The following is a 26,626-nucleotide window of genomic DNA, read 5'->3' as shown; positions in this document are numbered from 1 at the left end:
TACGCCCTGTCGGTCACGCGGCTACGCGGTCACGCGGTCACGGGTACGCGGTGACGCGGGTACGGGCACGCGGTGACGCGGCCACGGGTACGCCGGGTCGGCTGCGCGGCACGCTCGTCATCGGCCGGTCCGGTCGCCCACCGGATGCGGCGGCACGTCCGCTTGGTGCGGGGCGCCGGGGACGCTCGGCACGGCACCAGGTCACCCGGTGCGGCGCTGGGTGAAGCGCAGCATGTTGCCCGCAGGGTCCCGGAAGGCGCAGTCGCGTACCCCGTACGGCTGGTCGATCGGCTCCTGCAGGACCTCGGCGCCCGACGCCCGGACGCGCTCGAACGTGGCGTCGCAGTCGTCGGTCGAGAAGATCACGCCGCGCAGCATGCCCTTGGCCAGCAGCTCCGCCATGGCCTGCTTGTCGGCCGACGAGGCGTTCGGGTTCGCGAGGGGCGGTTCCAGCACGATCTCCACGTCGGGCTGCGACGGCGAGCCGACGGTCACCCAGCGCATGCCCTCGAAACTGACGTCGTTGCGCACTTCGAACCCGAGCGCGTCCCGGTAGAAGGCGAGTGCCTTGTCGTGGTCGTCGACGGCGATGAAGCACTGCGAGAGTTTGATGTCCATGTGGTTCACGCTACGGGTGGGCCGTTTGCTCCGCTTCTTCATTCCTGATCGATCCCGTGTGCCTCACCGGACGCGTGAAGATCTTGGCGACGCAGGCCGGGATGGCCGCTCCCTGATCGTGCCGACGCGCCCGGTAGGCGCTCGGGCTCTCGCCCACCAGCTCGCTGAACCGTGAGCTGAACGACCCCAGCGACGTACATCCGACCGCGAAGCAGACCTCGGTCACCGACAGGTCGCCGCGCCGCAGCAGGGCCTTGGCGCGCTCGATCCTGCGGGTCATCAGATAGCTGTACGGAGTCTCGCCGAAAGCGGCGCGGAAGCTGCGGGAGAAGTGGCCGGGCGACATGTGGGCCGCGCGGGCCAGCGCGGGTACGTCGAGCGGCTCCGCGTAGTCGCGGTCCATCAGGTCACGGGCCCGGCGGAGCAGGGCCAGGTCCGGTAGCGTCACCGGTCCAGCATCGCACGGACGCCGTGCGGTGGACGCTGGGACGGCGGGACTGTCGGCTTCGGCCCGCCCGCCCGTTCCGGGCGGCTACGGCACGCGCGGGCGAAGCCGCCTCATCCGGCGGCTGGTGACTGCCGTGCGTATCACCATCACCAGCCTGACCCCGACAAGTGGCGCCTAACACTTTTGCAAGCACCTGCTTGCAAAAGTTAGCGGAAGTGCGCACCATCGAGGCATGGCATCACTCAACGTCGGCAACCTCGGTGAGTATCTGCGCGAGCAGCGCCGCACGGCGCAGCTGTCGCTGCGCCAGCTCGCCGATGCCGCCGGGGTGTCCAATCCCTACCTCAGCCAGATCGAGCGGGGTCTGCGCAAGCCCAGCGCGGACGTGTTGCAGCAGGTCGCCAAGGCGCTGAGGATCTCCGCCGAAACCCTGTACGTGCGGGCCGGGATTCTGGACGAGCGGGAGCGGGACGAGTTGGAGACGCGGGCGGTCATTCTGGCCGATCCGTCGATCAACGAGCGGCAGAAGAACGTGCTGTTGCAGATCTACGACTCCTTCCGCAAGGAGAACGGGCACGAGACGGGGCCCGTGGCGGCCGGCGAAGAGTCCATGGCCGGTGACGCGCCCGGTGCGGGCAACGAGCCCGGTGCCGAAAGCGGGACCGGTGCCGATGACGGGCCCAGTGCCGATTACGGGTCCTGGGCCGGAGACGAGTCCGGTGCCGGTGACGCTCTCACACCCTCGAACGACGACGGCAAACCCTCAAGCTGAAGCTCTGATGATCCGGGAGGACCACAGTCATGGCCATCACCGATGACCTGTGCAAGACCCTCACCGACCCGACCCCCCTCTACTTCGCCGCCGGTACGGCCGATCTCGCCGTGCGTCAGGCGCGCAAGGTCCCGGCGCTGATCGAGCAGTTGAGGGCCGAGGCGCCGGAGCGGATCGAGGCCGTGCGCAACACCGACCCCAAGGTCGTGCAGGAGCGGGTGACCACGCAGGCCAAGGAGGCCCAGGCCACCGTCCAGGCCAAGGTCACCGAGGTGATCGGCGCGTTCGACACCGACCTGAAGAAGCTGGGCGAGTCCGCTCAGGACCTGGCGCTTCGCGGAGTGGGTATGGCCGCCGAGTACGCGGTCAGGGCCCGGGAGACGTACGAGAAGGTCGCCGAGCACGGCGAGCAGACCGTCAGGGCGTGGCGTGGTGAGACCGCCGACGAGATCGTGGAGATCGCCACCGTCGTCGAGTCGGGGCCGGGCGCGACGACCGAGCCGACGTGGGCGCCGGAGTCGGTGTCGGAGACAGGCTCGGGCTCCGTCGGCGCCGGGCAGTCCGTGCCCAGGCCCGCGGGTGAGCCGGAGACGATCACGGTCGCCGAGACCGAGACCGAGACCGAGACCGAGGCCGGGCCCAGGTCTGAGCCCGAGCCCGGGTCCGAGGCCACGTCGGCGACCGGACCCGCGGATGAGCGCGCCGGAGCCTGGGAGACGGGAGCCTCAGGGCCCGGAGCCTCGGAGCCCGGAGCCTCGGAAACGGTGCCCTCCGGTGAGCCCGCCGGGGCCGACGAGGCGGCGGCGGCCGGGATCAAGCCCTCGGGGGGACGGAAGACCACCGCTCCCCGCAAGCCCGTCAAGAAGGTCTCCCCGCCCGCCGACAAGTGAGGGCGGGGCCGAGCGGGAACCAGCTTCGAGCAGTGGTGGCCGGACACCTTCTCGGTGGTCCGTCCGTTGTCCCGGTAGCGTGGCCGTGTTGATGGCGGTCGAACAGGAGGTGGCGCAGTGCTGATGCAGGGTTTTGCGGGATTGATGTCTCTGTTGAGCTTGGCGCTGACCCTCTTCAGCGCCTTCGCTCTGGTGGACGCCGTGATTCGGCGGGAGGACGCCTTCCGGGCGGCCGACAAGAAGACGAAGCCCTTCTGGCTCGTCGTCCTCGGGATCGCCTTCGTGGTGATACTGCTCTTCCCGATCCTGTCCTTCCTGCCGATCATCGGGCTGATCGCGACGATCGTGTACATCGTGGATGTGCGGCCCGCGGTCCGGCAGGTGTCCGGCGGCGGTGGCCGCCGCGGTGGTTCCAGCAGTGACGGGCCGTACGGGCCCTACAACGGCGGGCGCTGAGCGTTCGCCGGTGACACGGATGCGGCCGAGCGGGCCCGGGGTACGCCCCGGGCCCGCTGTCGTATGCGCTCCTGGTCCCGGTCGAGCAGCAGGACCGCCACGTCGTCGGCCAGTTCGCCGCCGTTGAGATCGCGCACCCGGGTGACGGCGGCCTTGAGCAGTTCGTCGCCGCCGAGGCCCTGCTCCAGTTGGCGGTTGATCATGTCGATCATGCCGTCCTGGCCGAGCCGTCGCGGGTCGCCCGGGGCGACGTGCCCCTCGATCAGCCCGTCCGTGTACATCATCAGGCTCCAGGAGCCGCCCAGCTCCACCTGACGGCGTGGCCAGCGGGCGTGCGGCAGCAGGCCGAGGGCCGGGCCGCCCTCCTCGTACGGGAGCAACTGCGCCGCCCGTCCCTGGCGCGCGATCAGTGGCACGGGGTGACCGGCCAGGCAGAGCCCCGCCCGGCGGCCGTCCGGAGCGATGTCGACGGTGCAGAGCGTCGCGAAGATCTCGTCGCTCTGCCGCTCGTGTTCGAGGACCTGCTGGAGCGTGGACAGCAACTGGTCGCCGCAGAGTCCCGCGAGGGTCAGCGCCCGCCAGGCGATCCGCAGCTCCACACCGAGCGCCGCCTCGTCCGGGCCGTGCCCGCAGACGTCGCCGATCATGGCGTGGACCGTGCCGTCGGCGGTACGGACCGTGTCGTAGAAGTCCCCGCCCAGCAGCGCGCGGCTGCGGCCGGGCCGGTAGTGCGCGGCGAAGCACAGGTCGGAACCCTGGAGCAGCGGTGTGGGCAGCAGGCCCCGCTCCAGCCGGGCGTTCTCCTGGGCGCGCAGCCTGGACTCGGTGAGCTGGCGCTGCGCGGTGTCGGCGCGCTTGCGTTCCACGGCGTACCGGATGGTGCGGCTCAGCAGCCGCCCGTCCAGCTCGTCCCGGAAGAGGTAGTCCTGTGCGCCGATCCTGACCGCCTCGGTGGCCAGCTCCGCGTCGTCCTCCGCGGTGAGGGCGATGACGGCGTGCCGGGGCGCGATCCGCAGCACGTACAGCAGGGTGGCGAGCCGGTCCGCCGCGTCGTCGGCCGTGTCGCGCGCCTCGCCGCCCAGCGGCAGCGCCAGGTCGAGCAGGACGCAGTCGACGTCGTCGGTGAGGAGTCGGCCGGCCTCGGTGAGGTTGCGCGCGGTACGGATGCGGATGCGCGCCCCGCTCGTGGTCGGCAGCTCCGGGACGGTGAAGGTGCCCGCCGGGTCGTCCTCGATCACCAGCAGGATGAGGTCGGCACCATGGGTGGCGTCCGCAGCGGGTTCGGCGCGTCGCTGCGGTACGGGCACGGGCATGGGTACGGGCATCGGTTCGGGTTTCCTTCCCTCCCCCCGAGGGCGCGGCGGAACGACGATCGACATCCCGCCAGACGGGGACGATAGCGTTCCGCGCGGCGTGAGCGGAATGGCGCACGGCACCCGACGGCCGTCCTGGACACCGCCATAAGCCGCTTCCCCGTACGGATACGGCGAGATGCGCCCATCGACGGGGCGGCGGAACGCCATGACAAACATCACGCCGGACGGTCGCCGAGCCCTGGACCGGTCGCCGACGCCGGCCGCCGACGCCGGTCATCGGGCCCGGGGGCCGGTGCCGACCTGGTCGTCGACGCCGGCCGCGATACCGGCCGCCGACGCCGGTCACCGGTCCCCGGGTCCGGTGTCGACGCCGGTCCCCGGTCCCCGGGTCCGGTACCGACCCCGGTCATCGGTCCCGGTCCCGGTGCCGGATCAGCTGTCGGGGCGGACGACCCCGAGTATCCGCATCGTGCCCGCGCCCGTCAGCGTGACGTTCCGCCCGGGGCGGGGGGCGTGCACGATGACGCCGTCGCCGACGTACATCCCGACATGACTGGCGTCACCGTGGTAGATGATCAGGTCGCCGGGGCGCATGTCCTTGATCGCGATGTGCGGCAACTGCCGCCACTGCTCCTGCGAGGTGCGCGGGATCGGGGTGCCCGCCGCGGCCCACGCCTGGGAGGTCAGCCCGGAACAGTCGTACGACCTCGGCCCCTCGGCACCCCATACGTACGGCTTGCCGATCTGCGCGGTCGCGAAGGACACCGCCTTCCTGCCGCTCGCGCTCGCGTCCCGGTTGATCTCCTTGAGCACGCCCGAGCCGAGCCAGGCGGCCTGCGCCCGGTACGCGAAGTCCTCCTCCAGCTGGTGGAGGCCGGCCAGCTCGTCCTTCGCCAGCTGCGATTCGAGCTTTTTCGCCGCCGCTATCCGCTCGTTGATCTTCTTCTTGGCCGCGGCCTGCTTCACGCGGTTCGCTTCGAGCTTCTTCCAGTTGGTCCCGGCGTCCCTGGTGTACCGCTCCAAGTCCTCCTGTGTCCTGGTCAGTTCGGCGAGGAGGCCCTTGGTCGCCTGCTGGCTCTGCTGGACCCGGTTCACCCCGTCCAGGAACAGCTGCGGGTTGTCGCTGAGCAACAGTTGGGCGCCGGGCGGGAGTCCGCCGTTGCGGTACTGCTCGCGCGCCTGCGCGCCCGCCATGTTCCTGAGGTCGGCGATCTTCGCCTGACCGGCCACGACCGCCTTCGCCAGCCCGACGATCTCGGCGGACTGCTTCGCGGACTGCTCCTCGGCGAGGTTGTACGCGTCGGTGGCGGCCCCGGCCTGGAGGTAGAGGGAGTCGATCTCCTCGCGGACCTTTTCGAGGCTGCCGCGACCCGCGTACGGAGCGTTCGGCGTCACGGGGGCCGCGGGGGCCATCGCGTCCGGCCCCGGCCGGGTCACGGACGCGGCCATGCCGGGCGCCGTGGGGTCCGGGGAGGACGCCGTGACACCGGGCGGGGCGGGGGCGGCCATGGCCTGGACCTGCAGGGCCGACACGGACAGCGCGCAGACCAGAGCGATCGCGGCAGCGGCACAGCGGCGTCGGTTCACGAACTCCCCCTCCGAGCGGAACGGCATGGTCCCGAACGTACAAACAAATCTGTGAAGCTGATTTACCGTCAGTAATCATCGGTGATGTCGCGATCGTGCCATGCGGCCCCGTAAAGCAACAGAGGCGGACGACGCCTTACGGGTCACACGGAAACGCGCACACCGGTTGACGAGCGGCCGACGGCCTTGGATCTCCAGCCGTCGGCCACCGGTCGCCGATGGATCACTCCCCGTCAGCAAGGACGAACGGGACGCGTTCGGCGTTCCTGGAACCGCCGTGCGGACTCGTGCGGACTCATATGGACTCGTGTGGTCCTGTGCGGCCTTGTGCGATCTTGTATCGCACTCGTACGGACTCGTACGGACTCGTACGGACTGACCACGTGTGAACTCGTGCGAGCGAGCGCCACGGATGACTGTTCGGTCGCCGGTCGCCGGTCGCCGGTCGCCGGTCGGTCGGGCGGCCTCCGGTCCAGTCCTCGGTCCGGTCTCCGCTCCACCCTTCCGTCGGCCTCCGATCCGTCGGCCTCCGACCCAGCTCTCCGGTCATCGGACCGCGACGGGTTCCCCGATCAGTCCCCGACGGGCCGTAGCGCCTCCCACGCCACCGTCACCTCACCCTGCCGCCACCGCCGCACCCCGTCGGCCAGCGGCCAGTGCGCCGACAGCGCCCGCACCGCTGCGATCCAGCGTTGCCGCGCGCCGAGCGGGGCGTACGGGGCCGCGGCGGCCCAGGCCCGGTCGAAGTCCCGCAGGAACGCGTGCACCGGCTCGCCCGGCACATTGCGGTGGATCAGCGCCTTCGGCAGCCGTTCGGCCAGGTCGGACGGCCGGTCCAGCGAGCCGAGCCGGGTCGCGAACGTGACCGTGCGGGGCCCCTCGGGGCCGAGCGCCACCCACACGTGACGGCGGCCGATCTCGTCGCACGTGCCCTCGACCAGCAGCCCGTCGGGTGCGAGCCGAGCGCAGAGCCGCTGCCAGACCGCGGCGACCTCGCCCTCGTCGTACTGCCGCAGGACGTTCGCCGCGCGGATCAGGACCGGGCGGTCGGACCCGGACACCGGGCGGGCATCCGCCGATCCCGGTCTCAGCCCGGACCCCGATCCCGGTCTCAGCCCGGACCCCGATCCCGGTCTCAGCCCCGGCTCCGGCCTCAGTCCCGACTCCGACCCTGACACCGGCCTCAGTCCCGACTCCGACCCTGACACCAGCCTCAGCCCCGACCCCGACCCCGACCCCGACCCCGATCCTGGCCTCGGTCCCGGCCCCCGCCCAGGTCCCGACCCCACCCCCGGCAGCGGAATCTCGAACCCCCCGTGCACGAAGACCAGCCCCTCGCGCTCGTACGGCTTCGCGGCGGCGACCCGCGCCGGGTCGATCTCGATGCCGACGACGGCCGTACGCGGCTCGGCGGTACGCAGCCGGTCCAGCAGCTCCACAGCGGTCCAGGGCGCGGCCCCGTAACCCAGGTCGACCGCGACGGGCCGGTCGGCGCGGCGCAGGGCCGGGCCGTGCACGGCGGCGATCCAGCGGTCCATGCGGCGGAGCCGGTTCGGGTTGGTGGTCCCGCGGGTCGCGGTGCCGATGGGGCGCATGACTGCGAGCCTAAGGGATTACCGGACAGCGCCCATGACCTCTTCCCCGGCCTCATCCCGGCCTCTTCTCGGCCTCTTCCGCGGCCCCATCCCGTCTCTCCCCGGCCTCCCCGGCCTCCCCGACCCCATCCCGGCCTCCCCGGCCCCCCTCGACCTCCCCGGCCGTTCCTCGCCGGTGTCCTCCGCCCCTTCTCCAGGGCGGTGGCCCGGCCTCCATGAGCGCGGGGCGCCGGACTGGAACGCAATAATCTGGCAAACCGGAAATGAAGAGGCGCCTTCGGCTGTTCCCCCTCTTCGAGGGAGCGCGCGCATCCCTGGTGCCATGCCCTGACGGCGGAGCCGCCACCGGTGTCGTGCCCTGAGCGAGGAGGAACCCGACGACGTGAGTCAGTACGTCTCCCGGCTCGGCAACGGGCGTGTGACGCCACGCCTCAGGTTCCCCGGCGGCTCGCGCAAACCGCGCAGGATCGCCATGCTCTCCGTGCACACCTCCCCGCTGCACCAGCCGGGGACCGGCGACGCGGGCGGCATGAACGTCTACATCGTGGAGCTGGCCAAGCGGCTCGCCGCGATCAACATCGAGGTCGAGATCTTCACCCGGGCCACCACCGGCGCACTGCCCCCGGTGGTCGAGCTGGCCCCCGGCGTGCTGGTCCGGCACGTCGACGCGGGCCCCTACGAAGGGCTCGCCAAGGAGGAGCTGCCCGCCCAGCTCTGCGCCTTCACTCACGGGGTGATGCAGGCGTGGGCCGGTCAGCGGCCCGGCTACTACGACCTGGTGCACTCCCACTACTGGCTCTCCGGGCACGTCGGCTGGCTCGCCGCGCAGCGCTGGGGCGTCCCGCTCGTCCACGCCATGCACACCATGGCGAAGGTGAAGAACGCCTCGCTCGCCGAGGGCGACACCCCGGAACCCGCCGCACGTGTCATCGGCGAGACGCAGATCGTGCGCGCCTCCGACCGGCTCATAGCGAACACCGCGGAGGAGGCGAGCGAACTCGTCCGCTTCTACGACGCGGCCCCGTCCGCCGTCGCCGTCGTGCACCCCGGCGTCAACCTCGACCGCTTCCGCCCCGCCGACGGCCGCGCCGCCGCCCGCCTCCGGCTGGGGCTGCCGCAGGACGCGCTCGTTCCGCTCTTCGCCGGCCGCATCCAGCCACTGAAGGCGCCGGACATCCTGCTCCGCGCCGTCGCGGCGCTGCTCAACCGCGATCCGTCGCTGCGCACCCGAACGGTCGTACCGGTGGTCGGCGGTCCGAGCGGCAGTGGGCTCGCCAAGCCCGAGGGGCTGCAGAAGCTGGCCGCGCGGCTGGGGATCGCGGATGTCGTACGGTTCCACCCGCCGGTCGGGCAGGACCAGCTCGCCGACTGGTTCCGGGCCGCGTCCGTGCTGGTCATGCCCTCGTACAGCGAGTCCTTCGGCCTGGTCGCCATAGAGGCCCAGGCGACCGGCACCCCGGTCGTCGCGGCGGCCGTGGGCGGGCTGCCGGTGGCGGTGCGGGACGGCGAGACCGGCTTCCTGATCCCGGGGCACGACCCGCAGGCGTACGCGGAAGCGCTGGCCAGGTTCGCCCGCTCGCCGGAGCTGGTCGACCGGATGGGCCGGGCGGCCGCCGCGCACGCCCAGTCGTTCGGCTGGGACAGGGCGGCGGCCGTGACGGCGGACGTCTACACGGCGGCGGTGCAGGAACACCGCCGCAACGCACGCGCACACCACGGGTGACGGGGCACGGGGAGACGCGGAGTGCCGGGTCGTGCGCGGGCGCGAGGGTACGCATGCCACCGCGCACCCCCGCGCGTACGCTCGCACCCGGCTGAGGTCCGACAACGCCACGCGCCTCCACCGCGCACCCCCGCGCGTACGCTCGCACCATGGCTGACGTATCCCAGGAGACCGCCGCGGCGCGGGTCATCGAGGCGACGCTGAAGGACGCGGAGCTGGAGTGGGAGAACCCGGAACCCGGCTCGTACGTGGTCACGCTGCCCGGCACGCGCAAGCTGTCCACCACCTGTTCCCTGCGCGTCGGCAAGCACTCGCTCTCCCTCAACGCCTTCGTGATCCGCCACCCCGACGAGAACGACGCGGCCGTCCACCGCTGGCTCCTCGAACGCAACCTCCGTCTGTTCGGGGTGAGTTACGCGATCGATTCGCTCGGCGACATCTATCTGGTCGGCAAGCTCCCGCTCTCCGTGGTCACCCCGGACGAGCTGGACCGACTCCTCGGCACGGTCCTCGAAACGGCGGACGGCTCCTTCAACCCGCTGCTCGAACTGGGCTTCGCGAGCGCCATCCGCAAGGAGTACGCATGGCGGGTGGCACGCGGCGAATCCACCCGCAACCTCGACGCGTTCACCCACCTGACGCGTGGTCCGTCCGACGACTGAACCCGGGACGGTCCACGCGTCGGGGAGAAGGAGAAGAGCGGAGAGAAGGAGACGGGCCTCACCGCGGTGACGGTCAGGGCAGCGGCACCAGCCTCACCACGGTGACGGTCAGGACCGAACCGGAGACGTAATAGAGGACGATGGCGCCGAAGACCGTGGCCTCACGCCGATCGCGCTCCTGTTTCACGGCGGAGGACCCGTTGCCGTACGGGTCCTGCCCCAGCGTGCGCGCCATTTCGACGCGGAAGGCGTCGCCGTCGCGCATCTTGGCCAGGGTGTCGTCGGCGGGCGGTGCGTAGGAGATGCGGAAGCTCAAGCTACGCGCCGCCTCTCGGCTTCGTCCTGCGCCAGCCGGTCCAAGATCTTCTCGGCCTCCGGATCGGGTACGGCCTCCAGCATCCAGTGCCGCATGACGGCCTGGATCTCGTTCACCCCGGCGTCGTTGATGGCGCGGTCGAACTCCTCGCGTCTCTCCTCGGGCAGCGCGGCGCGGATCGCCGGAATGCTGTTGGGTACGTCGACCTCGGTGCCGCCGACGAAGGTCTTCAGAGGCTCGCCCATGATCGCTTTCCCCGCTCTCCCTGCTCTCCGCGTACGGCCCGCCCGCTCCGCTCCGCGCCGTGCCTCCGCGAGGCACGGTGGGCGGTCACGGATCACGCTATCGGTCCGTGACCGCCCGTGCGTGGGGACCGCACGCGCTCAGGTCGTCCTGGCATCAGAAGATCGTCCTGGATCAGTAGACCAGTAGACCAGTAGACCAGTAGATCAGCGGATCAGCGGATCAGCGGATCAGCGGATCAGCGGATCAGCGGATCAGCGGATCGGCGGACTTCGGAACGATCCGGCACACCGAGGCCCGCCGCCTCGATGTGCCGGATCGCGAACGGTGGCCGATACCGCCGTTACCGCCGATGCCCGGAGGTCACCGGGGCCGCGGAGCCCACAGGGGAGGCTGCGGTCACTGGGACCACTGGGACCACTGGGACCACGGCGTTCAGAACGCCGAGGTGTACGCGGTGAAGAAGGTGGCCTTCACCGGTTTCCCGCCAGGGCCGAAGCAGTTGACGTAGAGCTGGACCGTACCGCTGGGCCTGTCCCACGGGGCGAGGAAGCCGCAGTACTCGGGGCCACGGCCGTAGGCGGTGGTCTGAGCGGTGTCCGAGGGGACGGCCACCGACGGCAGGGTGACGACGAACGGCGCTCCCGAGCCGCCGAGGGTGTTGGTGGCACCGCTGGAGTTGTAGTTGGTCAGCGGGGGAAGCGAACCGTTGTACCAGAGGTGACCGAACGACTTCGGCGGGAAGGCCGGTCCGTGGACCGCCCGCTGGTAGGAATAGCTCAGTGTCCACCTGGCGTCGTACGGGGCGTTGGACGCGTCGTAGCAGGTGACCAGCACGGTCTGTCCGGAGGAACCCGGCGCCCACTCGGACACCTTGCAGTGTACCCCTCGCTTCGGGTCGACCGCGGTGACCTGGAGGTTGCCGGAGTAGTCGGCCAGCCCGAGGTTGGGAAGCCATGCCTTCCAGACACCGGTCGAGCCCTTGCTCACCGTGTTCACGGCCCCGGTGGAGTTGTACTGGGTGAGAACCGCGCCGCTGATGTCGGAGTACACATAGCCGTACGAACCGGTCCGCGTGGCGGGAGCGCCACTGCTGGTGGTGTAGAGCACGGTGAAGGTGGAGTTGTCGGGTGCGCCGCTGGGGAGGTAGCAGTTCACGTAGACGTCCTCACCCGATCCGGCGGGCCGCCAGTCGGCGATCTGGCACCAGTGGGCGGCCTTGTTGACCGCGGTGGTGTGGGCGATCCCGGCCTTGCTCGCGATCTGCGGGAAGTGCACCACGTACGAGCCGAGGCCGATCTGGTCGACCTTGACGGGGTTGGTGGACGGAGAGGCCCAACTGCCCCACTGGCGGCTGGGGTCGGGTACGTAGCCGGGGGGCGGTGTCGGATTGTCGAGGTAGGCGAATCCGTACTGGTCGGGGACGGCGGCATGGGCGTTGCCGGCGGTGGGCATGGCTGCGGCCAGCAGTGCGGCCAGCATTCCCATGACGAGCAGAACGGCCCGGACGGGTCTGTTCGGTGGAGCTTCGGTGCGGGCGTGCATGGGGGTACCTCCTGATGATGGGGCCGATACGCGCCGGGGCGGACCGGCGCGGTGGTGCGTGAGCACGAGAGCGCGCCGAAGTGCGGGAGGCGCGCTGGGGCAGGTCACGTGCTGAGGTACGGAACGTGCTGAAATGCGACGTGCGCGAGTGCGGCAGTGCGGCATGTGCGGAAGAGCAGCGTGCGCGGCAGTGCGGCAGTGCAGATGTGCGGCGCGTGCAGATGTGCGGCGTGCGCGGTTCCGGGACGGGGGTTTCGGCAGTGCCCCGCGACGGCCGTGGAGACCGTGGAGGTACGCGTTCACCCGTGTCCGACGGACCGTCACACGCTTGAACCCGGCGCTCACCGTCCCAGAAGAACGGCCCGCTGTGGCGTACTCCTCCGGCCGTTCCGGCGCCCACCACACCAGCCCCGGACGCACCGGGAGCCACTTCACCCCCACGGGTCACGGTGCGAGTCGACAAGCCCGGCCGCTGCGCTCCGATCGACCGTCACACCAGCCCCGCCCGCCCCACACCTCCCGTACGCACCACCGCCGCACATGGCTGGAACACGCTTTCGAGCCCCGGTCGGGCGGCCATTTTTCGGCGCTCGGACCGACCGGAGGTGTCAGAGACGCGCGGTACGGTCCAGCCGTCCGAACCGGAGAAGCCGGTGGGCACGGGGTTCGAGAGCTGGGAGGACTGGCTCTCCCACCATGGAATTCCGGAGGACGAATGGGACCAGGGCGCGTACCTCTCCGACCCGGACGGGATGGCCCCGGCCTGTCCTTCCTCCAGGTGCCGGAGCCGAAGGTGGCGAAGAACCGGCTGCACATGGACGTGCGGGTCGGCGGTGGCCGTGACACGCCGTGGGAGGTGCGATGGTCACGCGTGGTCGAGGCGGTGGAGCGGTTGACCGCCGGGGGAGCGAGCGTGGTCCGCGAGGACGAATTGCGGGGCATACCCGATCATGTGGTGATGGCGGACCCCAACACTCCTGATTACCAGTTCGGGGCATACGCGCACGTCAACACCAACGACAGAGCCCTGCACGGCACTTGGCCGAACGGGGCTGGTGAAGCCATAGGGCTCGGTAGACGCCCTGTGGCAGGCATACCCCGTGGATCACGTCGGGGCCAAGGTCTGTGCCGTCCGGTGTGGCGGCAACGGGCAGTCGATACTCTGGCAATAGCCAGAAAAGCGCCGTATGGCTTACTCAGTAGCAGGTATGAGTGATTCCGCATAAGGAACTCCACACGGTCGGATGAGCGATTCCGTGCCCGTGATGCCCGTCTTCCCCAAATGCTTCGCCATGGTCGGCGCACATCAGCACAAGCCAGGGACGCGACCCCGGGCATAGCATCAATGAGTCGACCAAGCTCGGTGTCTACGTACGCGAGTGCCGCACATTGGCTTTCCCGCGAGTCCACCGTTTCGCCCGGCAGGTACCCATAGTGGGGTGTGTGCGTGGCAGAGATGTTGAGGAAAAGAAATAGCGGCTGTTCTGCGAGCACGTTCAGGGCTATATCCACCTGATGACGTGTGGAGTCCTGGCAGTCGGTCCCGGTTTCCGGTCTCCAATAGCTTTCTTGAAAGAGCCCCGGGAGGACGCGGCCTAGTTTCGCCTGGTTGGAGAAGGAGCCAACTCCACCAATGCACACGGTGCGGTTTCCGATACCAGAAAGTCCGGTGACGATGTCAGGAGCGTCGTTGCCGTGTCCCTTCGACTTATCGAGCCAATGTTGGCCCGATACTCAGATGTTGGGGTTTGTTGTATGAAATTCTGGGGGCAGAATCCCACCGGAAGACCGAATCTCCTTGGATGCTTCCGCTACATCCTTTACAGTGTCGATCCCCCGCCAGTAGCCGGCCAGTCGATATCCAACTAGACGACCATCTTTGGCGAGTTGCGGAAAGGTGCTGTCTTCGTGATCACCCTTGTCGGGGAGCATGGGCACCACGTCGGGACCGAATACGTAGATTCCGGCGTTGATCCAGTAGGGCAGTTCCGGCGACTGGACGAATCCCCGGATTCGATCCCCGTCGTCCAGGTCAGCCACTCCCCAATTTGAACGGTATGGGGAAAGCGCGACGGTTACGGCTCCGTCGTGCTGGTCGTGGTACTTCGCCATTTCTGCGAGTGAGAACGTCGTAATTACGTCCCCGTTGAGAACGAAGAACGGCGCGGCAAGATCGGCCAGATGACGCGCCGCGTACTTGAGCCCGCCGCCACGTCCAAGGGGCTCGTCTTCAATGGCGTACCGGATTTCCACGCCGAAGCGTGAACCGTCCCCGGCATAGTCCGTGATCATTTCATGCTTGTACCCGCCGCTTACGGTCACGGACTTGACGCCGTGTTCTGCCAGCCACGCCAGTTGATAGCCGACGATCGGGGCGCCGGCCACGGGCACCATGGCTTTGGGCGCGTCATCTGTGTACGGGCGCATACGGGTTGCTTGGCCGCCTGCCAGGATCAGAGCTTGCGTCACTAGCGTTGAGGTCATGTCCCGTTGCCCTTCGGCTCTTTGAGCGCCCGTGTGGCCCTCGCTAGAGGCCATCCTCTCAGTAGCGGCGAGCCCGCTCGGCTGCCGCTGTCCTGACCAGCCGAACGGAGCCCGCCCCAGTCTCACCCTGTGACCGGGACTCGCTGTCTCCGGTTACAGGGGGCTTGTGGGCGCGCACCCATTAGTGCACTTCCTGCTTTCCGGACTTCTTGACCTTCTTGATCGTCCAGCTTCTTCGCTAATCGCCTTTCCGTGCGATTTCCGCTGGAATTTGCCTGCGTCTTCACGCGCTTGACCCTCGGTGAGTGCATCGAACCGCCAACCGGCGCGGCATCCTTGGGATGATCCGGTTGAAATCCCGGCCCCGCCCGGCAGCTCTTTCCAGTGTGCATGCTGTCGTTCGGCCACCTCTGCCGGGGTGAACCTGGGCCCGTATAGATGAGGCATCCTGGATGCCCCACCACGCCCCGTCGCGTCCCCTTACGTAGGGTTGTGAACCATAATTTATGGTAATCGGAGAGTTGGGGCTCGAATCATGCAAGGTGTCATGCTTGATCTTGCCGGTAACTGGCTAAAGATACCTGCACATTGAAGCCGGTATATGATTATGATCATCCGGCTGGGTCGATCCCAGTTTGCAATCAGGGGGGCATTTTGCCGCCGATCGTACATGGCATGCGCGGGATGGCGGCTTGCTGTTGTTCTCCTCCATAAATGCGAGGGGTTATTATGCATTCTGTGCTCATCAAAGACTCTGGCCGTTCCAGCTTTGGTGCTGTCCGTCTGGAGTGCTTCCGGAGTCGCTCAGGCCGACACCGTTTCGGGTGTGAACGGAGAGGCCACCGTCCTGACGGCTGGCTGCCCGAGTGACGGCTGGTACGGCGGCGTGAACTCGCGCTGCACCTCGCTTTCCAGCGGGGCTCTGTTTCACCAGAAGTGGCACCCGACCAGCGGGACTGGTCAGATCAAAACCTGGTACGTGAAGTCCAGCGGAAGTGCCATCTCGATGAAGCTGGGATACGTCCAGGGCGGCACGACGCATTACGGTTCGACGGTGTCGCAGGTGTCCGGAACGACCAAGACCCAGACTTGGAGCACGTCGTACGACAACGTGTGTTCCGTAACTACCGGTGTCATGAGCGTCAGTGGGCAAGGTCTGTTCCAGACGCCTTCCGCGCACTGCTGACCGTGCCCCAAGGATGACGAAGGGAGCCCGCCTTCTGCGGAGGGGGCGGGCCCCTCTAGCGAGAGTAACAGCGTGTTCCAAGCAATATTTCAGGGCAAGGGCGAGTTCGTCGTACTGCTTGCACTTGTTTCGGTGGCACTTGCGTTCATTGTTTTTGTATGGCGAAAGAAGCAGCAGGAACCAGCGCTTATAACCGCCGCTTTCACTCTCTGTCTCGCGATTGTCCTGGGAGTGACTCTGTTCCTTTCGGGGAGCGGCGAAGCCAGCCATGAGTGCACGCTCAACCACCAGATCTGGGAACCGTTCCGGACGACGCAGGGCCTGCTGAACGGGCTGATGACTGTCCCTCTCGGGTTCCTGGGACTGCTCGCGTCGAGACGCAGGCTCTTGATGATTGCGGGGGTCGTCCTGGGGCCATGCGTGGTCGAGGTCGCCCAGGCTTCGGTGAATGCGTTCTCGCGGTTGTGCGACAGCTCTGATGCCGAGATGAACATCCTGGGCGGCACGCTCGGCGTGGCCCTGGCGTGGCTTGTGGCCCGGGCGCGCGGTTTGGAGCTGAAGCCGGTTCTCAAGGAGCGCACCCCCACAGTGGCGGCGGCTCTGGCCGGTGTCGCGGTAATCGTTGTCGCGGCATCAGGCATTACCTTTACCGCAGTCGACGCCACCAGCGTGCAGTCCGGTTCGAATCAGCAGGCGGACGCCATGCGCGACGCCCTCGTCGAGGCGTTCGGCGACAAGTTCAAGAACATGGGGGAAGGGCGGCTTCAGTACTCGCCGGATCCGGGACTCAGCCGCGGAGCTATTCACTTCTCGGGTCCGAAGGTCGACGCGGACCTGTCCTGGCCGTCAAAGCTCAAACTCTCAGCGATGTTCGAGTGGAGCGACAAACCCACCAGCCGATCAATCTCCATCGACGGCCGCGAGCACCCCCAGATGGACCTTGCGGAAGCGAGGAAGCTGGCCACGCAGTACGCCCACGACCACTATCCGTGGGTGAGTACTGCAAACCACGTTACGACGGTGCCCGTCGCCGACGGCAAGCTCGGCTGGATGACGTCCTGGCGCGTGCTGGATCACGGCGTCCTGATGCCAGCCATGCTCGACGTGCAGATCAACACGGTCGGCCGCATCAGCCAATTGCTCGTATCAAGGGGGCCGACGCACCTTGACGACCTACCGTCCATCAAGGTCACCCGTCCCCAGGCGATCAACATCGCGAAAAACTCCATGACCCATACGGAGGCCCTGGAGTTCCACGCCGACGTCCTCAAAGCATCCCTCCGCGACGGACATTGGAACCCCGAGTACATCGTGCAGGCGATGGTCCGAGGAACAAAAGACGGATCCACGACCGAAATGTACATCGACGCCAATACCGGGCAACCGCACAAGGATGCCCCGGAATAACCCCGAGAGACTGGCCGCCCGGCGCGGTAGAGATGACATCGCCCGGGCAGCACGACGAAGCCCCCGGGTGCCGGGGGCTGCTGTAGGCGGCGGTGTTCGTTCGATAGCGCTATAATGTCCCTGATGTGATCTCTGTCATTCACCGGTATCCCCCTGTCTCCAACCGGTTCCCGGACGCTACACGACGGCAAGGACAGCGGATAGTTCGCGTTCTTCAACCGATTCGTACGTACGTCTGGGTTGATCTGAAACAACGAGCCCCCTGCTCGCGGACGAAACCGCATGCAGGGGGCTCGTTCTGGACCTGACGGTGCTACTTCTTCTTGCCCTGGTTCTTCACGGCCTCGATCGCGGCCTTCGCCGCGTCCGCGTCCAGGTACGTGCCGCCCGGGTTCGCCGGGCGGAAGTCGGCGTCCAGCTCGTACATGAGCGGGATGCCGGTCGGGATGTTCAGGCCCGCGATGTCCGCGTCGGAGACGTTGTCCAGGTGCTTGACCAGGGCGCGGAGGCTGTTGCCGTGGGCCGCGACCAGGACCGTGCGGCCGGTCAGCAGGTCCGGGACGATGCTGTCGTACCAGTACGGCAGCATCCGTACGACGACGTCCTTCAGGCACTCCGTGCGCGGGCGCAGCTCCGGCGGGATCGTCGCGTAGCGGGGGTCGTCGCTCTGCGAGAACTCCGTGCCGTCCTCAAGGGCGGGCGGCGGGGTGTCGTACGAGCGGCGCCAGAGCATGAACTGCTCCTCGCCGAACTCGGCGAGCGTCTGCGCCTTGTCCTTGCCCTGGAGCGCACCGTAGTGGCGCTCGTTCAGCCGCCAGGAGCGGTGGACCGGAATCCAGAGGCGGTCCGCGGACTCCAGCGCGAGCTGCGCGGTGCGGATGGCGCGCTTCTGGAGGGAGGTGTGGAGGACATCAGGAAGCAGACCGGCGTCCTTCAGCAGCTCACCGCCGCGGACTGCCTCCTTCTCGCCCTTCTCGGTGAGGTCTACGTCCACCCAACCGGTGAACAGGTTCTTCGCGTTCCATTCGCTCTCGCCGTGGCGGAGGAGGATCAGCTTGTACGGTGCGTCGGCCATGCCTCCGAGCGTAATCGAACCCCTCGGACCGCCGCGCGCCCGGTCACAGGGCGGACAGGGGCCAGGGGCCGCAGCGGGTCGTCAGTACTTGCCCCGGACACGGACGAGTCCGGCAACCGCCGCGCTGACCGGCCGGCCGTCCGGCCGTTACGACTGGCTCGGCACCGGACAGCGCCTCACCAAGACCCCTACCGACCTTGTACGCGTGGTCGTAACGGAATGCCGCTATTGCTTCCCGCCCGCGCTTGGTGCTTGGTGGTCGGCCTGGCCGGCCCCGTCGTTCAGTTGAGGACGCGCCTCGGTGGCAGGGCCGACCGGTGCGAAAGCTGGGCCAGTTCCGGTCTCGGCCCGGCGCCCGAGGCGTGGAGCGTGAGATACGTGACCGGGCGTACGCACCATTCGAGGCTCACGCCGCGCCGCAGGCGGAGTGAGAAGCCGCAGGGCTGCCCTCGATGCAGTGAGGCCAGGGCTCCCGTCCAGCCGCCCTCGTCCGCCCAGTTGAGGGCAGCGGCGTGGTGGTCGGTGGTCATGGTGTCGGGGGACAAGGTGCGGACGTGTGCCCGGATGGCGCGGATCGCCTCGTGCGGAGTGGTGACGATACGGAGGTCGACCGGCGTGGGGCAGGGCTGATGGGGGCCCGCGTAGTGAAGGGCTTCGTAGCGGAATCCGTGTGCGATGCGGGCGGTCGGTACGGGCGTGGATGCGGCCGTGGCCGTGGGGTGCGGTGGTGGCTGGGGTGCTGGGCGCATGTGCAGTGCCTCCCGGTTGCGAAGTCGCGGAGCCGTCGTTTCACCGGACCTGGTGCAGGAAGCGCTCACCTGATGGCACGTCAGTCATCGTTGCCGTAAGGGTGGCGCTTCCTTCGGCGAGCGCAGGGTGCGGCCGAGGCGTGGTGCGGTGATGCATGAGCGAACGTAGCCTCGCTGACGTACGGGGATCAATAGCACTACCTCTGGAGGGTGATTTTCCGGCCTCGGTTACGCGCGCTCCGACACGCGGTGGAGCGCCCCTCGCTGCAGTGGGCAAGGGGCGCTCCGGGGTGGCGCTGACGTCGGCAGAATGGTCTAGGAGGGCAGGCGAACAAATTCGTTGTTCTTGATTCCCAGAAGGAATGCCTTCAACGTTTCCGGTGTCGTGGAAATGGTCTCATCGGGCTGCTCGCTCTCCCGCATTCCGATTCTGTCTCCGTCGCGGCGTACGCCGACGCACGAGTTTCCGGCCTGGCAGAAGGATGATTCCTGCCAAAGGTTCTCCGGCATGTATTTTCAGCCTCTCATAGTTGCCGTGCGATGGAGTGGATGAAGTCGGATGACTCCGTTGCCGAGAGAGCCTTCGCTCTCATTCGGTCCAGTAGCCTTCGGTAATTTCTCAGCTGAGCCGGTGAGTCGAGGAAGGCGACCCCGTGGGTGGCGTCGAGTTGCACGGTATCGAGTTCTGCGACGTCACCTTGCGCGTAAAAAATTGACTGTCCCGATCCGGCGAACCCTCCGGCAGCGAAGGGGATCACGTGGATGGTGATGTGGTCACGCTCGCTCATCGACAAGAGGTGTTTGAGCTGGTCACGAGCCACTTTTCGGCCACCGAACTGCATGCGCAGGGCCGACTCGTGAATGACCGCTTCATAATTCGGGGGCCACTCTTTCTCCAGGATCACTTGACGTCGCGCTCGGTGGTTGATCCTTCTGTCCAAGTCGATTCCCAGGAGGGGAGGATCGGTTTCCGAAAAGATGGCCTTGATGTGGTCCTCGGTCTGTAGGAGACCGGGGATGTGGGCGATTTGATAGGTGCGAAGCCCGCGGCAGTAGTGTTCGAGTTCCGCGATGTCGAGAAAGTCCGCCGGTAGCATTCCTTGGTACTCGACCCACCATCCCTTTGTCCGCTCCTCGGCGATCTTGATGAGTGCCTCGATGTACTGCTGGTCGTCGCAGCCGTATACGCAAGCCAAGGCCCGGATGCGGTCGCCACTGACGCCGAAGCGCGCGGTTTCCATCTGGCTGATCTTGGTGTGATCGATGCCGAGTAGCGCCGCGGCCTCGCGGGAATTGTGGCCGGCGGCCTCCCTGAGCCTTCGCAATTCCGCTCCGAGGCGGCGTTGCCGCGCGGTCGTGACTGTCCTGGGTGGCATGGCGCAAGTGTGCCCCTGAGGGGGATTCGAGGTCCAGCCGAGTCAACACTGCTACGGAAACAGTAGTGATGTTGATCCCTCGTGCTCTATGGTCCTCCCATCGCGCAGTACGCCGCTAGGAGCCGAAGTGCAGTCATCCGCGCGCCCGTTGACGGTGCCCCGGGAGATGGCCACAGCCACGGACCGCAGTGGTGCTGCGTACCTCACCTCACGTCCGCGTTGGGAGAAGCAGAAGATGAGCACCGCAGACCTCACCCCCGCCCGCCAGACCTTCCGGCTGAGCGTTCCGAGCGGTCCGACCGCCCCCAGGACCGCCCGCGAAGTCGTCGCCCTCCTCCTCGTCCTCGCCGGGCACGGTCCGTGCGCGGCCACCGCCAAGGTTCTGGTGAGCGAGGTCGTCACCAACGTGCATCTGCACACGATCACGCCCGTCGTCGACCTCGACGTCGAGATCGGACCGGGCGGCGTCTCCGTCGGGGTGTGGGACGACGAACCGCAGGGCCGGAACGAATTCCACGAGGACACGGCCGACGGGGGACCGCACGACGCCGTACGAGGTGACGCCGTACGAGGTGACGGGGCAGGAAGTGACGGGGTAGGAAGTGACGCCGCGCGCGCCGATGACGAGCGCGGCCGTGGGCTGGTGCTCGTCGACGCGTTGTCCTCGGCGTGGGGGATCACGCGTCCGGGAGCCCCTGCGGACCCGCGCAAGCGGGTGTGGTTCTCGCTCAGCGGGATCGACCTCACCGGGGCGGACCTCGTAGAGGCAGGGCCGTCATCGGGGTGACCTCACAGGACGGCTCACAGACCGGGCCCGGCCCCGCCGGGCCCGCTTCCACCCGCCCCCCTGAGCAGCGCTTCGCCCGTCCGCCGGACCATCGTCCCCGCTGACGTTTGACGCCTGGCGTCAATCGACTGGCGGGCCGGAACACGCCCTTCGTAACGTTCGGAGTGCCGCCGGGCCGCGTACCCACCGGCAACAATTCCGCGTACCCGGGGGGATTCACCATGTCTGTCATCGCTCTCAGAAAGGCCGCACACGAGACCGTGTCCGGTCTCCCCAGGGAGTTCTGGTGGCTGTGGACCAGCACCCTGGTGAACCGGCTCGGGGCTTTCGTCGCCACGTTCATGGCGCTGTACCTCACCCTGGACCGGGGCTACTCCGCCTCGTACGCCGGTCTCGTCGTCGCGCTGCACGGGCTCGGCGGTGTGGTGTCCTCGCTCGGCGCGGGGGTGATGACCGACCGGATCGGGCGGCGGCCCACGATGCTGATCTCGCAGAGTTCGACCGCCGTCTCGGTCGCCGTGCTCGGTTTCATGGTCCACCCGGTCGCCATCGCCGCGGTCGCCTTCGTGGTCGGCATGACCAACAACGCCTCGCGCCCCGCCGTGCAGGCGATGATGGCCGACATCGTCCGCCCCGAGGACCGGGTGCGGGCGTTCTCGCTCAACTACTGGGCGATCAACCTCGGTTTCGCCGTCTCGTCGGCCGGCGCCGGGTTCATCGCGGAGTACAGCTACCTCGCGGGCTTCATCGGCGAGGCCGTGATGACACTGTTCTGCGCGGTCGTCGTCTTCCTGAAGGTGCCCGAGTCCCGGCCGGAGAAGGCGGTCCGGGCGGTCGGCGACACCAGGCCCGAACCCGACGAGGTGCGGATCGGGACCGTATTGCGCGACGGGCGCTTCATGAGCGTCGTCGGTCTGTCGTTCCTCGTCGCGCTCATCTTCCAGCAGGGGTACGTGGGCCTGCCGGTCGCCATGGGCGCGGACGGGTTCTCCAGCTCCGACTTCGGCGCCGCCATCGCCGTCAACGGTGTGCTGATCGTCGCCCTCCAGATCCCCGTGACCCGCTTCATCCAGCAACGCGATCCGCGCAAACTGCTGATCCTCTCGTCCCTGGTCGCGGGGTACGGGTTCGGGCTGACCGCCTTCGCCGGATCGATCGGGATGTACGCGATGACGATCTGCGTCTGGACCCTCGCCGAGATCGTCAACTCCCCGACCCAGACGGGTCTGGTCGTCCAGCTCTCCCCGGTCCACGGACGGGGCCGCTACCAGGGCATGTACACGATGTCCTGGGCGGCCGCCGCGCTGGTCGCCCCGCTGATGTCCGGTTACGTCATCGACCAGTACGGGACCACCTGGCTGTGGGGGACGTGCGCGGTGCTCGGCACGGCCGCGGCGGCCGGCTACTGGCTGCTGACCCGGAACCTGCCGGACGAGGGTGACGACGCGGGCGAGCGCCGGGAGGAACCCACGGTGGTGGTCGCGGCATCCGCGGGTGTGAACACGACCGAGGGCGCGAACACGACAGCGGGTACGAAGGCGACCACGGGTGCGGGCGGGGCGGCGCAGGACAGGGAGCTGTCGATGCGGAGCGCCTGATACCGGTACGGGCACGGGGAGGTGTCCGGGATACCGATACCGATACCGATACGGGTACGGGTACGGGCGGTCATGTCCGGGTACGGCGATGCCCCGCGCGGAACTCTCCGCGCGGGGCATCACGCTCAGCATTCGCGACCGGTCCGTGCCGTGGTCAGCTGCTGCAACCACCGCACTGGCACGGGCCACCGGACTGGCAGCCACAGCCGCAGCCGGAGCCACAGCCACAGGCGCCCAGTACGGGCAGCCGCACCGCCTCGGTCGGCGGTTCGAACGGGGAAACGAGCGTGGGGGAATCGGTCATGGTTCCTCCTCAGGGCGTACGAACGGGGCGTACGAACAGGGCACGGCACGTCATGCCACCGTCCCTCGCTCCATTGGATGCCTCCGGGGGTGGGCGCATCAACGGCGCACATGCGCAAAGGGCCCGTACCACCGCACACACGCCCCAATCCCCGCCACCCCGCGCCGTCGCACGCCCGGCGTGCCCGCAGGGTCACTCCACCCGGCGCACCCCGGTGGGACGACCTGCCGAGGGACCCACCGGGGCGCGCGCCCTCACGCCGCCCGGTGTCGTGCGGGGCGTGCGGCAGTGGGTGCGTCATCCCCTCGCCCGGCACCGATCCGATCCGATCCGGTCCGGCCCGGTCCGGTGAGTCCGGTCCGGTCCGGTCCGGTGAGTCCGGTCCGGCCCCGTCCCGGCCCTGTCCCGCTCGGTCCCGTCCCGGCCGGTCCGACCACTCACCCCCGCCGGGCGCGCTCCGGACGCCTACGCCCCCTCGATCGGGACCGGCGGCTGGAGCTCGTCCGCGTGCTCGCCCGTCACCAGGTACACCACCCGCTTCGCGACCGACACCGCGTGGTCCGCGAACCGCTCGTAGTAGCGGCCGAGCAGCGTCACGTCCACGGCCGTCTCGATGCCGTGCTTCCAGCGGTCGTCCATCAGGTGCTGGAACAGCGTCCGGTGCAGCAGGTCCATCTCGTCGTCGTCCTGCTCCAGCTGGAGCGCCAGATCGACGTCCTTCGTGATGATCACCTCGGCCGACTTCGCCATCAGGCGCTGTGCCAGCTGCCCCATCTCCAGGATGGTGGCGTGCAGGTCGTGCGGCACCGTCTTCTGCGGGAAGCGCAGCCGGGCCAGCTTGGCGACATGCTGGGCGAGATCGCCCGAGCGTTCCAGGTCCGCGCTCATCCGGAGCGAGGTGACGACGATCCGCAGATCGGTCGCCACCGGCTGCTGCCGGGCGAGCAGGGCGATGGCACGCGCCTCCAGGTCGTGCTGGAGATCGTCGACCCGTTGGTCCGCGGCGATCACGTTCTCCGCGAGCTTGAGGTCGGCGTCGAGCATGGCCGTCGTGGCGCGGCCGATCGCCGACCCGACGAGCCTGGCCATCTCGACCAGGTCCTCGCCGATCGAGTCGAGTTCCTCGTGGTAAGCGTCGCGCATGGAAGTCCCTCTCCAGTCCTCTTCAGGGCCGGGGTACGGGTCCATCGGACCTGTCCCCACCACCTACACGGTGCGGGGGCAACGCGTCGGGTTCCGGCCTCCGAGGTGAACCGTCCCTTTCCCCTCGGTGAACTCTGGGCGACGAGTGTTCGAGGAGCCCCCCGAACGGCTGGGAGAGTGTCGGTGCACCCGCATAACCTGGAGCTATGGACGGGAACGCGGCAATCGCCGCAGTCGCAGCGATCGCCGGGTTGTGCACCGGCGTGATCGCCATGCTCGCGTTCCGCTGGAGCGAGCGCGAGCAGAAGAAGCCCACACGCACCTCGGTGCGCCCCGACAGCAACGCTCCGCTGCCCCCCGGCGTCGACACGGTCCTGTCCGTGCTCAGCTCGTCCGCGGTGGTGCTCGACGAGAGCGACAGCGTCGTGAAGGCCAGCTCCGCCGCGTACGCGCTGGGTCTGGTCAGGGGCGGCCGGCTGGCCGTCGAGCCGATGCTCCACATGGCCAGGGACACCCGCAGGGACGGGGAGATACGCCAGGTGGAGCTGGACCTGCCCCGGCGCGGCACCGGCCGCGGCGAAGCGCTGGCCGTCTCCGCCCGGGTCGCCCCCCTCGGTTCCCGGCTGGTGCTGCTGCTGGTGGAGGACCTGACGGAGGCCCGCCGGATCGAGGCGGTACGCCGTGACTTCGTCGCGAACGTCAGCCATGAGCTGAAGACGCCGGTCGGCGCCCTCTCGCTGCTCTCCGAGGCCGTCATGGACGCCTCGGACGATCCGACGGCGGTGGAGCGGTTCGCCGGCCGGATGCAGATCGAGGCGACCCGGCTCACCAACCTCGTACAGGAACTCATCGACCTGTCCCGGGTGCAGAACGACGACCCGCTGGAGGACGCCGAGCCGGTGCGCGTCGACGAGCTCGTCGCGGAGGCCATCGACCGTTGCCGCCAGCAGGCCGGGAGCAAACAGATCACCATGGCGGCGGGCGGCACCACGGACCTCTTCATCTGGGGCAACCGCGGCCAGCTCGCCGCGGCCCTCGGCAACCTCGTCGAGAACGCCGTCAACTACAGCCCCGCGCGCACCCGCGTCGGCATCGCCGTGCGGCGCCTGACCGAACCGGGCGGCCCGCTGGTCGAGATATCCGTCACCGACCAGGGGTTCGGCATCCCGGAGAAGGACCGCGAGCGGGTCTTCGAACGGTTCTACCGCGTCGACCCGGCCCGCTCCCGGGCCACCGGCGGTACCGGCCTCGGCCTCGCCATCGTCAAGCACGTGGCCGCCTCGCACGGCGGGGAGGTCGCCGTCTGGAGCTCGGAGGGTCAGGGCTCCACCTTCACCCTGCGGCTGCCCGAAGCGGCCGCCGCACGGGACCGCGACGACCCACGTACCACCGGACCACTCGTCGTCAACGGTGACGAGAAGCGTTACGGGACCGCCGGCCGTTCCGAGCACCACTCGACCGGCCCTGGACCCGACTCTGCCCGCGCCACTCCTGAGACCCTTGAATCTCTCCCAGCCCCGGAGGTCCTTCCGTGACCCGAGTGCTCGTCGTCGAGGATGAGGAATCCTTCAGCGACGCCCTGTCCTACATGCTCCGCAAGGAGGGCTTCGAGGTCGCCATCGCGGCCACCGGCCCCGACGGGCTCGACGAATTCGAGCGCAACGGCGCCGACCTCGTCCTCCTGGACCTGATGCTGCCGGGGTTGCCCGGCACGGAGGTCTGCCGCCAGCTGCGCGGCCGGTCCAACGTCCCCGTGATCATGGTCACGGCCAAGGACAGCGAGATCGACAAGGTCGTCGGCCTGGAGATAGGGGCCGACGACTATGTGACCAAGCCCTTCTCCTCCCGGGAACTGGTCGCCCGCATCCGCGCGGTGCTGCGCCGCCGCGGTGAACCGGAGGAGTCGACCCCGGCCGCGCTGGAGGCGGGCCCGGTGCGGATGGACGTCGACCGGCACGTCGTCACGGTCTCCGGTGACAAGGTCGACCTTCCGCTGAAGGAGTTCGACCTCCTGGAGATGCTGCTGCGCAACGCGGGCCGGGTACTGACCCGCATGCAGCTGATCGACCGGGTCTGGGGCGCGGACTACGTCGGTGACACCAAGACCCTGGACGTCCACGTCAAGCGGTTGCGCGCCAAGATCGAGCCCGACCCGGGGGCGCCGCGCCACCTGGTGACGGTACGAGGGCTCGGCTACAAGTTCGAGCCGTAGACGGGCCGACCCGGCCGACGGCCGGTGCGCCCGGAGGAGACGGGGACGCGTGCCGGGGACGCGTCCGGTGACACATGAGGGAGGCGCCGCCCGGTACCGGGCGGCGCCTCCCTCATGAGCTGAGCGTCACGTGG

The 26,626-nt window shown here is 68.6% G+C and carries 25 protein-coding genes and 2 pseudogenes; 12 read left to right on the top strand and 15 right to left on the bottom strand.

The features are described 5' to 3' along the window. Positions 1 to 201: 201 nt before the first annotated feature. Together PZB75_RS13305 and PZB75_RS13300 are read right to left on the bottom strand one after the other, a co-directional pair. Positions 202 to 618 (bottom strand): VOC family protein, encoded by a 417-nt coding sequence (locus PZB75_RS13305; protein WP_275535515.1) that lies wholly within the window; start codon positions 616 to 618, stop codon positions 202 to 204. 10 nt (positions 619 to 628) lie between these two features. Further along, complete coding sequence (locus tag PZB75_RS13300; RefSeq protein ID WP_275535514.1) at positions 629 to 1,066, bottom strand: helix-turn-helix transcriptional regulator; 438 nt, start codon at positions 1,064 to 1,066, stop codon at positions 629 to 631. 232 nt (positions 1,067 to 1,298) lie between these two features. Here PZB75_RS13300 and PZB75_RS13295 point away from each other — a divergent pair, with 232 nt between their 5' ends. From PZB75_RS13295 to PZB75_RS13285, 3 genes and pseudogenes are all read left to right on the top strand, one after another. Continuing rightward, positions 1,299 to 1,838, top strand: a complete 540-nt coding sequence (locus tag PZB75_RS13295; RefSeq protein WP_275535513.1) for a helix-turn-helix transcriptional regulator — start codon at positions 1,299 to 1,301, stop codon at positions 1,836 to 1,838. Between the two features lie 29 nt (positions 1,839 to 1,867). Continuing rightward, positions 1,868 to 2,317 (top strand): annotated as a pseudogene (locus tag PZB75_RS13290) (hypothetical protein); the annotation flags it as partial. A 534-nt stretch (positions 2,318 to 2,851) separates the two neighbouring features. After that, entirely contained in the window at positions 2,852 to 3,184 is a 333-nt protein-coding gene (locus PZB75_RS13285; protein WP_343286232.1) for a DUF2516 family protein, read from the top strand. On the opposite strand, the gene PZB75_RS13280 is transcribed toward PZB75_RS13285, so the two are convergent. The 3 genes from PZB75_RS13280 to PZB75_RS13270 all read right to left on the bottom strand — a co-directional run bounded on the left by PZB75_RS13280 (position 3,166) and on the right by PZB75_RS13270 (position 7,682). Then, positions 3,166 to 4,497, bottom strand: a complete 1,332-nt coding sequence (locus PZB75_RS13280) for a response regulator (protein WP_275538695.1) — start codon at positions 4,495 to 4,497, stop codon at positions 3,166 to 3,168. The genes PZB75_RS13285 and PZB75_RS13280 overlap by 19 nt on opposite strands. Before the next feature lie 435 nt (positions 4,498 to 4,932). Continuing rightward, the gene (locus PZB75_RS13275; RefSeq protein ID WP_275538694.1) at positions 4,933 to 6,087 is read right to left on the bottom strand and encodes a C40 family peptidase; all 1,155 of its coding nucleotides are present in this window, start codon (positions 6,085 to 6,087) and stop codon (positions 4,933 to 4,935) included. 572 nt (positions 6,088 to 6,659) lie between these two features. Continuing rightward, positions 6,660 to 7,682 (bottom strand): class I SAM-dependent methyltransferase, encoded by a 1,023-nt coding sequence (locus PZB75_RS13270; protein ID WP_275535511.1) that lies wholly within the window; start codon positions 7,680 to 7,682, stop codon positions 6,660 to 6,662. A 382-nt stretch (positions 7,683 to 8,064) separates the two neighbouring features. On the opposite strand from PZB75_RS13270, the gene mshA reads away from it, so the two are divergent. Further along, entirely contained in the window at positions 8,065 to 9,405 is a 1,341-nt protein-coding gene (gene mshA / locus PZB75_RS13265; protein WP_275535510.1) for a D-inositol-3-phosphate glycosyltransferase, read from the top strand. A gap of 149 nt (positions 9,406 to 9,554) precedes the next feature. Next, complete coding sequence (locus PZB75_RS13260) at positions 9,555 to 10,067, top strand: YbjN domain-containing protein (protein ID WP_275535509.1); 513 nt, start codon at positions 9,555 to 9,557, stop codon at positions 10,065 to 10,067. Positions 10,068 to 10,140: 73 nt separating this feature from the next. Here the strand turns inward: PZB75_RS13260 and PZB75_RS13255 are convergent, their stop codons facing one another. From PZB75_RS13255 to PZB75_RS13245, 3 genes are all read right to left on the bottom strand, one after another. Then, on the bottom strand, positions 10,141 to 10,383 hold the full coding sequence (locus PZB75_RS13255; RefSeq protein ID WP_275535508.1) for a hypothetical protein: 243 nt from the start codon (positions 10,381 to 10,383) through the stop codon (positions 10,141 to 10,143). Beyond that, on the bottom strand, positions 10,380 to 10,628 hold the full coding sequence (locus tag PZB75_RS13250) for a hypothetical protein (protein ID WP_275535507.1): 249 nt from the start codon (positions 10,626 to 10,628) through the stop codon (positions 10,380 to 10,382). The genes PZB75_RS13255 and PZB75_RS13250 overlap by 4 nt, the downstream gene beginning before the upstream one ends. A 433-nt stretch (positions 10,629 to 11,061) precedes the next feature. Further along, positions 11,062 to 12,171: a hypothetical protein gene (locus PZB75_RS13245; RefSeq protein WP_275535506.1), complete on the bottom strand. Its 1,110-nt coding sequence runs from the start codon at positions 12,169 to 12,171 to the stop codon at positions 11,062 to 11,064. 644 nt (positions 12,172 to 12,815) lie between these two features. Between PZB75_RS13245 and PZB75_RS13240 the strand changes: the two are divergent. Continuing rightward, positions 12,816 to 13,141 (top strand): annotated as a pseudogene (locus PZB75_RS13240) (VOC family protein); the annotation flags it as partial. 764 nt (positions 13,142 to 13,905) lie between these two features. Here PZB75_RS13240 and PZB75_RS13235 read toward each other — a convergent pair. Next, the gene (locus PZB75_RS13235) at positions 13,906 to 14,655 is read right to left on the bottom strand and encodes a nucleotidyltransferase family protein (protein ID WP_275535505.1); all 750 of its coding nucleotides are present in this window, start codon (positions 14,653 to 14,655) and stop codon (positions 13,906 to 13,908) included. An 826-nt stretch (positions 14,656 to 15,481) separates the two neighbouring features. Between PZB75_RS13235 and PZB75_RS13230 the strand changes: the two genes are divergently transcribed. Together PZB75_RS13230 and PZB75_RS13225 are read left to right on the top strand one after the other, a co-directional pair. After that, positions 15,482 to 15,841: a hypothetical protein gene (locus tag PZB75_RS13230; RefSeq protein WP_275535504.1), complete on the top strand. Its 360-nt coding sequence runs from the start codon at positions 15,482 to 15,484 to the stop codon at positions 15,839 to 15,841. A 72-nt stretch (positions 15,842 to 15,913) separates the two neighbouring features. Next, positions 15,914 to 17,248 (top strand): VanZ family protein, encoded by a 1,335-nt coding sequence (locus PZB75_RS13225; RefSeq protein ID WP_275535503.1) that lies wholly within the window; start codon positions 15,914 to 15,916, stop codon positions 17,246 to 17,248. Between the two features lie 313 nt (positions 17,249 to 17,561). On the opposite strand, the gene PZB75_RS13220 is transcribed toward PZB75_RS13225, so the two are convergent. The 4 genes from PZB75_RS13220 to PZB75_RS13205 form a co-directional block, all read right to left on the bottom strand. Next, on the bottom strand, positions 17,562 to 18,323 hold the full coding sequence (locus tag PZB75_RS13220) for a phosphoglyceromutase (protein ID WP_275535502.1): 762 nt from the start codon (positions 18,321 to 18,323) through the stop codon (positions 17,562 to 17,564). 281 nt (positions 18,324 to 18,604) lie between these two features. After that, positions 18,605 to 19,072, bottom strand: a complete 468-nt coding sequence (locus PZB75_RS13215) for a hypothetical protein (RefSeq protein WP_275535501.1) — start codon at positions 19,070 to 19,072, stop codon at positions 18,605 to 18,607. Positions 19,073 to 19,387: 315 nt separating this feature from the next. Continuing rightward, positions 19,388 to 19,582, bottom strand: a complete 195-nt coding sequence (locus PZB75_RS13210; protein WP_275535500.1) for a DUF397 domain-containing protein — start codon at positions 19,580 to 19,582, stop codon at positions 19,388 to 19,390. Between the two features lie 14 nt (positions 19,583 to 19,596). Further along, complete coding sequence (locus PZB75_RS13205; RefSeq protein ID WP_275535499.1) at positions 19,597 to 20,448, bottom strand: helix-turn-helix transcriptional regulator; 852 nt, start codon at positions 20,446 to 20,448, stop codon at positions 19,597 to 19,599. A gap of 235 nt (positions 20,449 to 20,683) precedes the next feature. Between PZB75_RS13205 and PZB75_RS13200 the strand changes: the two genes are divergently transcribed. Both PZB75_RS13200 and PZB75_RS13195 read left to right on the top strand, forming a co-directional pair. Beyond that, entirely contained in the window at positions 20,684 to 21,235 is a 552-nt protein-coding gene (locus PZB75_RS13200) for an ATP-binding protein (RefSeq protein WP_275535498.1), read from the top strand. 221 nt (positions 21,236 to 21,456) lie between these two features. Beyond that, positions 21,457 to 22,833 carry an MFS transporter gene (locus tag PZB75_RS13195; protein ID WP_275535497.1) on the top strand — a complete coding sequence of 459 codons (1,377 nt, stop codon included), beginning with the start codon at positions 21,457 to 21,459 and terminating at the stop codon, positions 22,831 to 22,833. A gap of 154 nt (positions 22,834 to 22,987) precedes the next feature. Here the strand turns inward: PZB75_RS13195 and PZB75_RS13190 are convergent, their stop codons facing one another. Then, a complete protein-coding gene (locus PZB75_RS13190) occupies positions 22,988 to 23,137 on the bottom strand; it encodes a hypothetical protein (RefSeq protein ID WP_275535496.1) in 150 nt (49 codons plus the stop codon). 465 nt (positions 23,138 to 23,602) lie between these two features. Further along, positions 23,603 to 24,280 (bottom strand): phosphate signaling complex protein PhoU, encoded by a 678-nt coding sequence (gene phoU / locus PZB75_RS13185; RefSeq protein ID WP_275535495.1) that lies wholly within the window; start codon positions 24,278 to 24,280, stop codon positions 23,603 to 23,605. 206 nt (positions 24,281 to 24,486) lie between these two features. On the opposite strand from phoU, the gene PZB75_RS13180 reads away from it, so the two are divergent. Then, entirely contained in the window at positions 24,487 to 25,815 is a 1,329-nt protein-coding gene (locus tag PZB75_RS13180) for an ATP-binding protein (protein WP_275535494.1), read from the top strand. Continuing rightward, positions 25,812 to 26,492: a response regulator transcription factor gene (locus tag PZB75_RS13175; protein ID WP_275535493.1), complete on the top strand. Its 681-nt coding sequence runs from the start codon at positions 25,812 to 25,814 to the stop codon at positions 26,490 to 26,492. The genes PZB75_RS13180 and PZB75_RS13175 overlap by 4 nt, the downstream gene beginning before the upstream one ends. Positions 26,493 to 26,626: the final 134 nt, after the last annotated feature.

The sequence above is a fragment of the Streptomyces sp. AM 4-1-1 genome (genome assembly GCF_029167625.1).
In the GTDB taxonomy this organism is placed as follows: domain Bacteria; phylum Actinomycetota; class Actinomycetes; order Streptomycetales; family Streptomycetaceae; genus Streptomyces.
The sequence above is the reverse complement of the archived record's forward strand: the minus strand, read 5'-3'. Positions and strand labels throughout refer to the sequence as shown.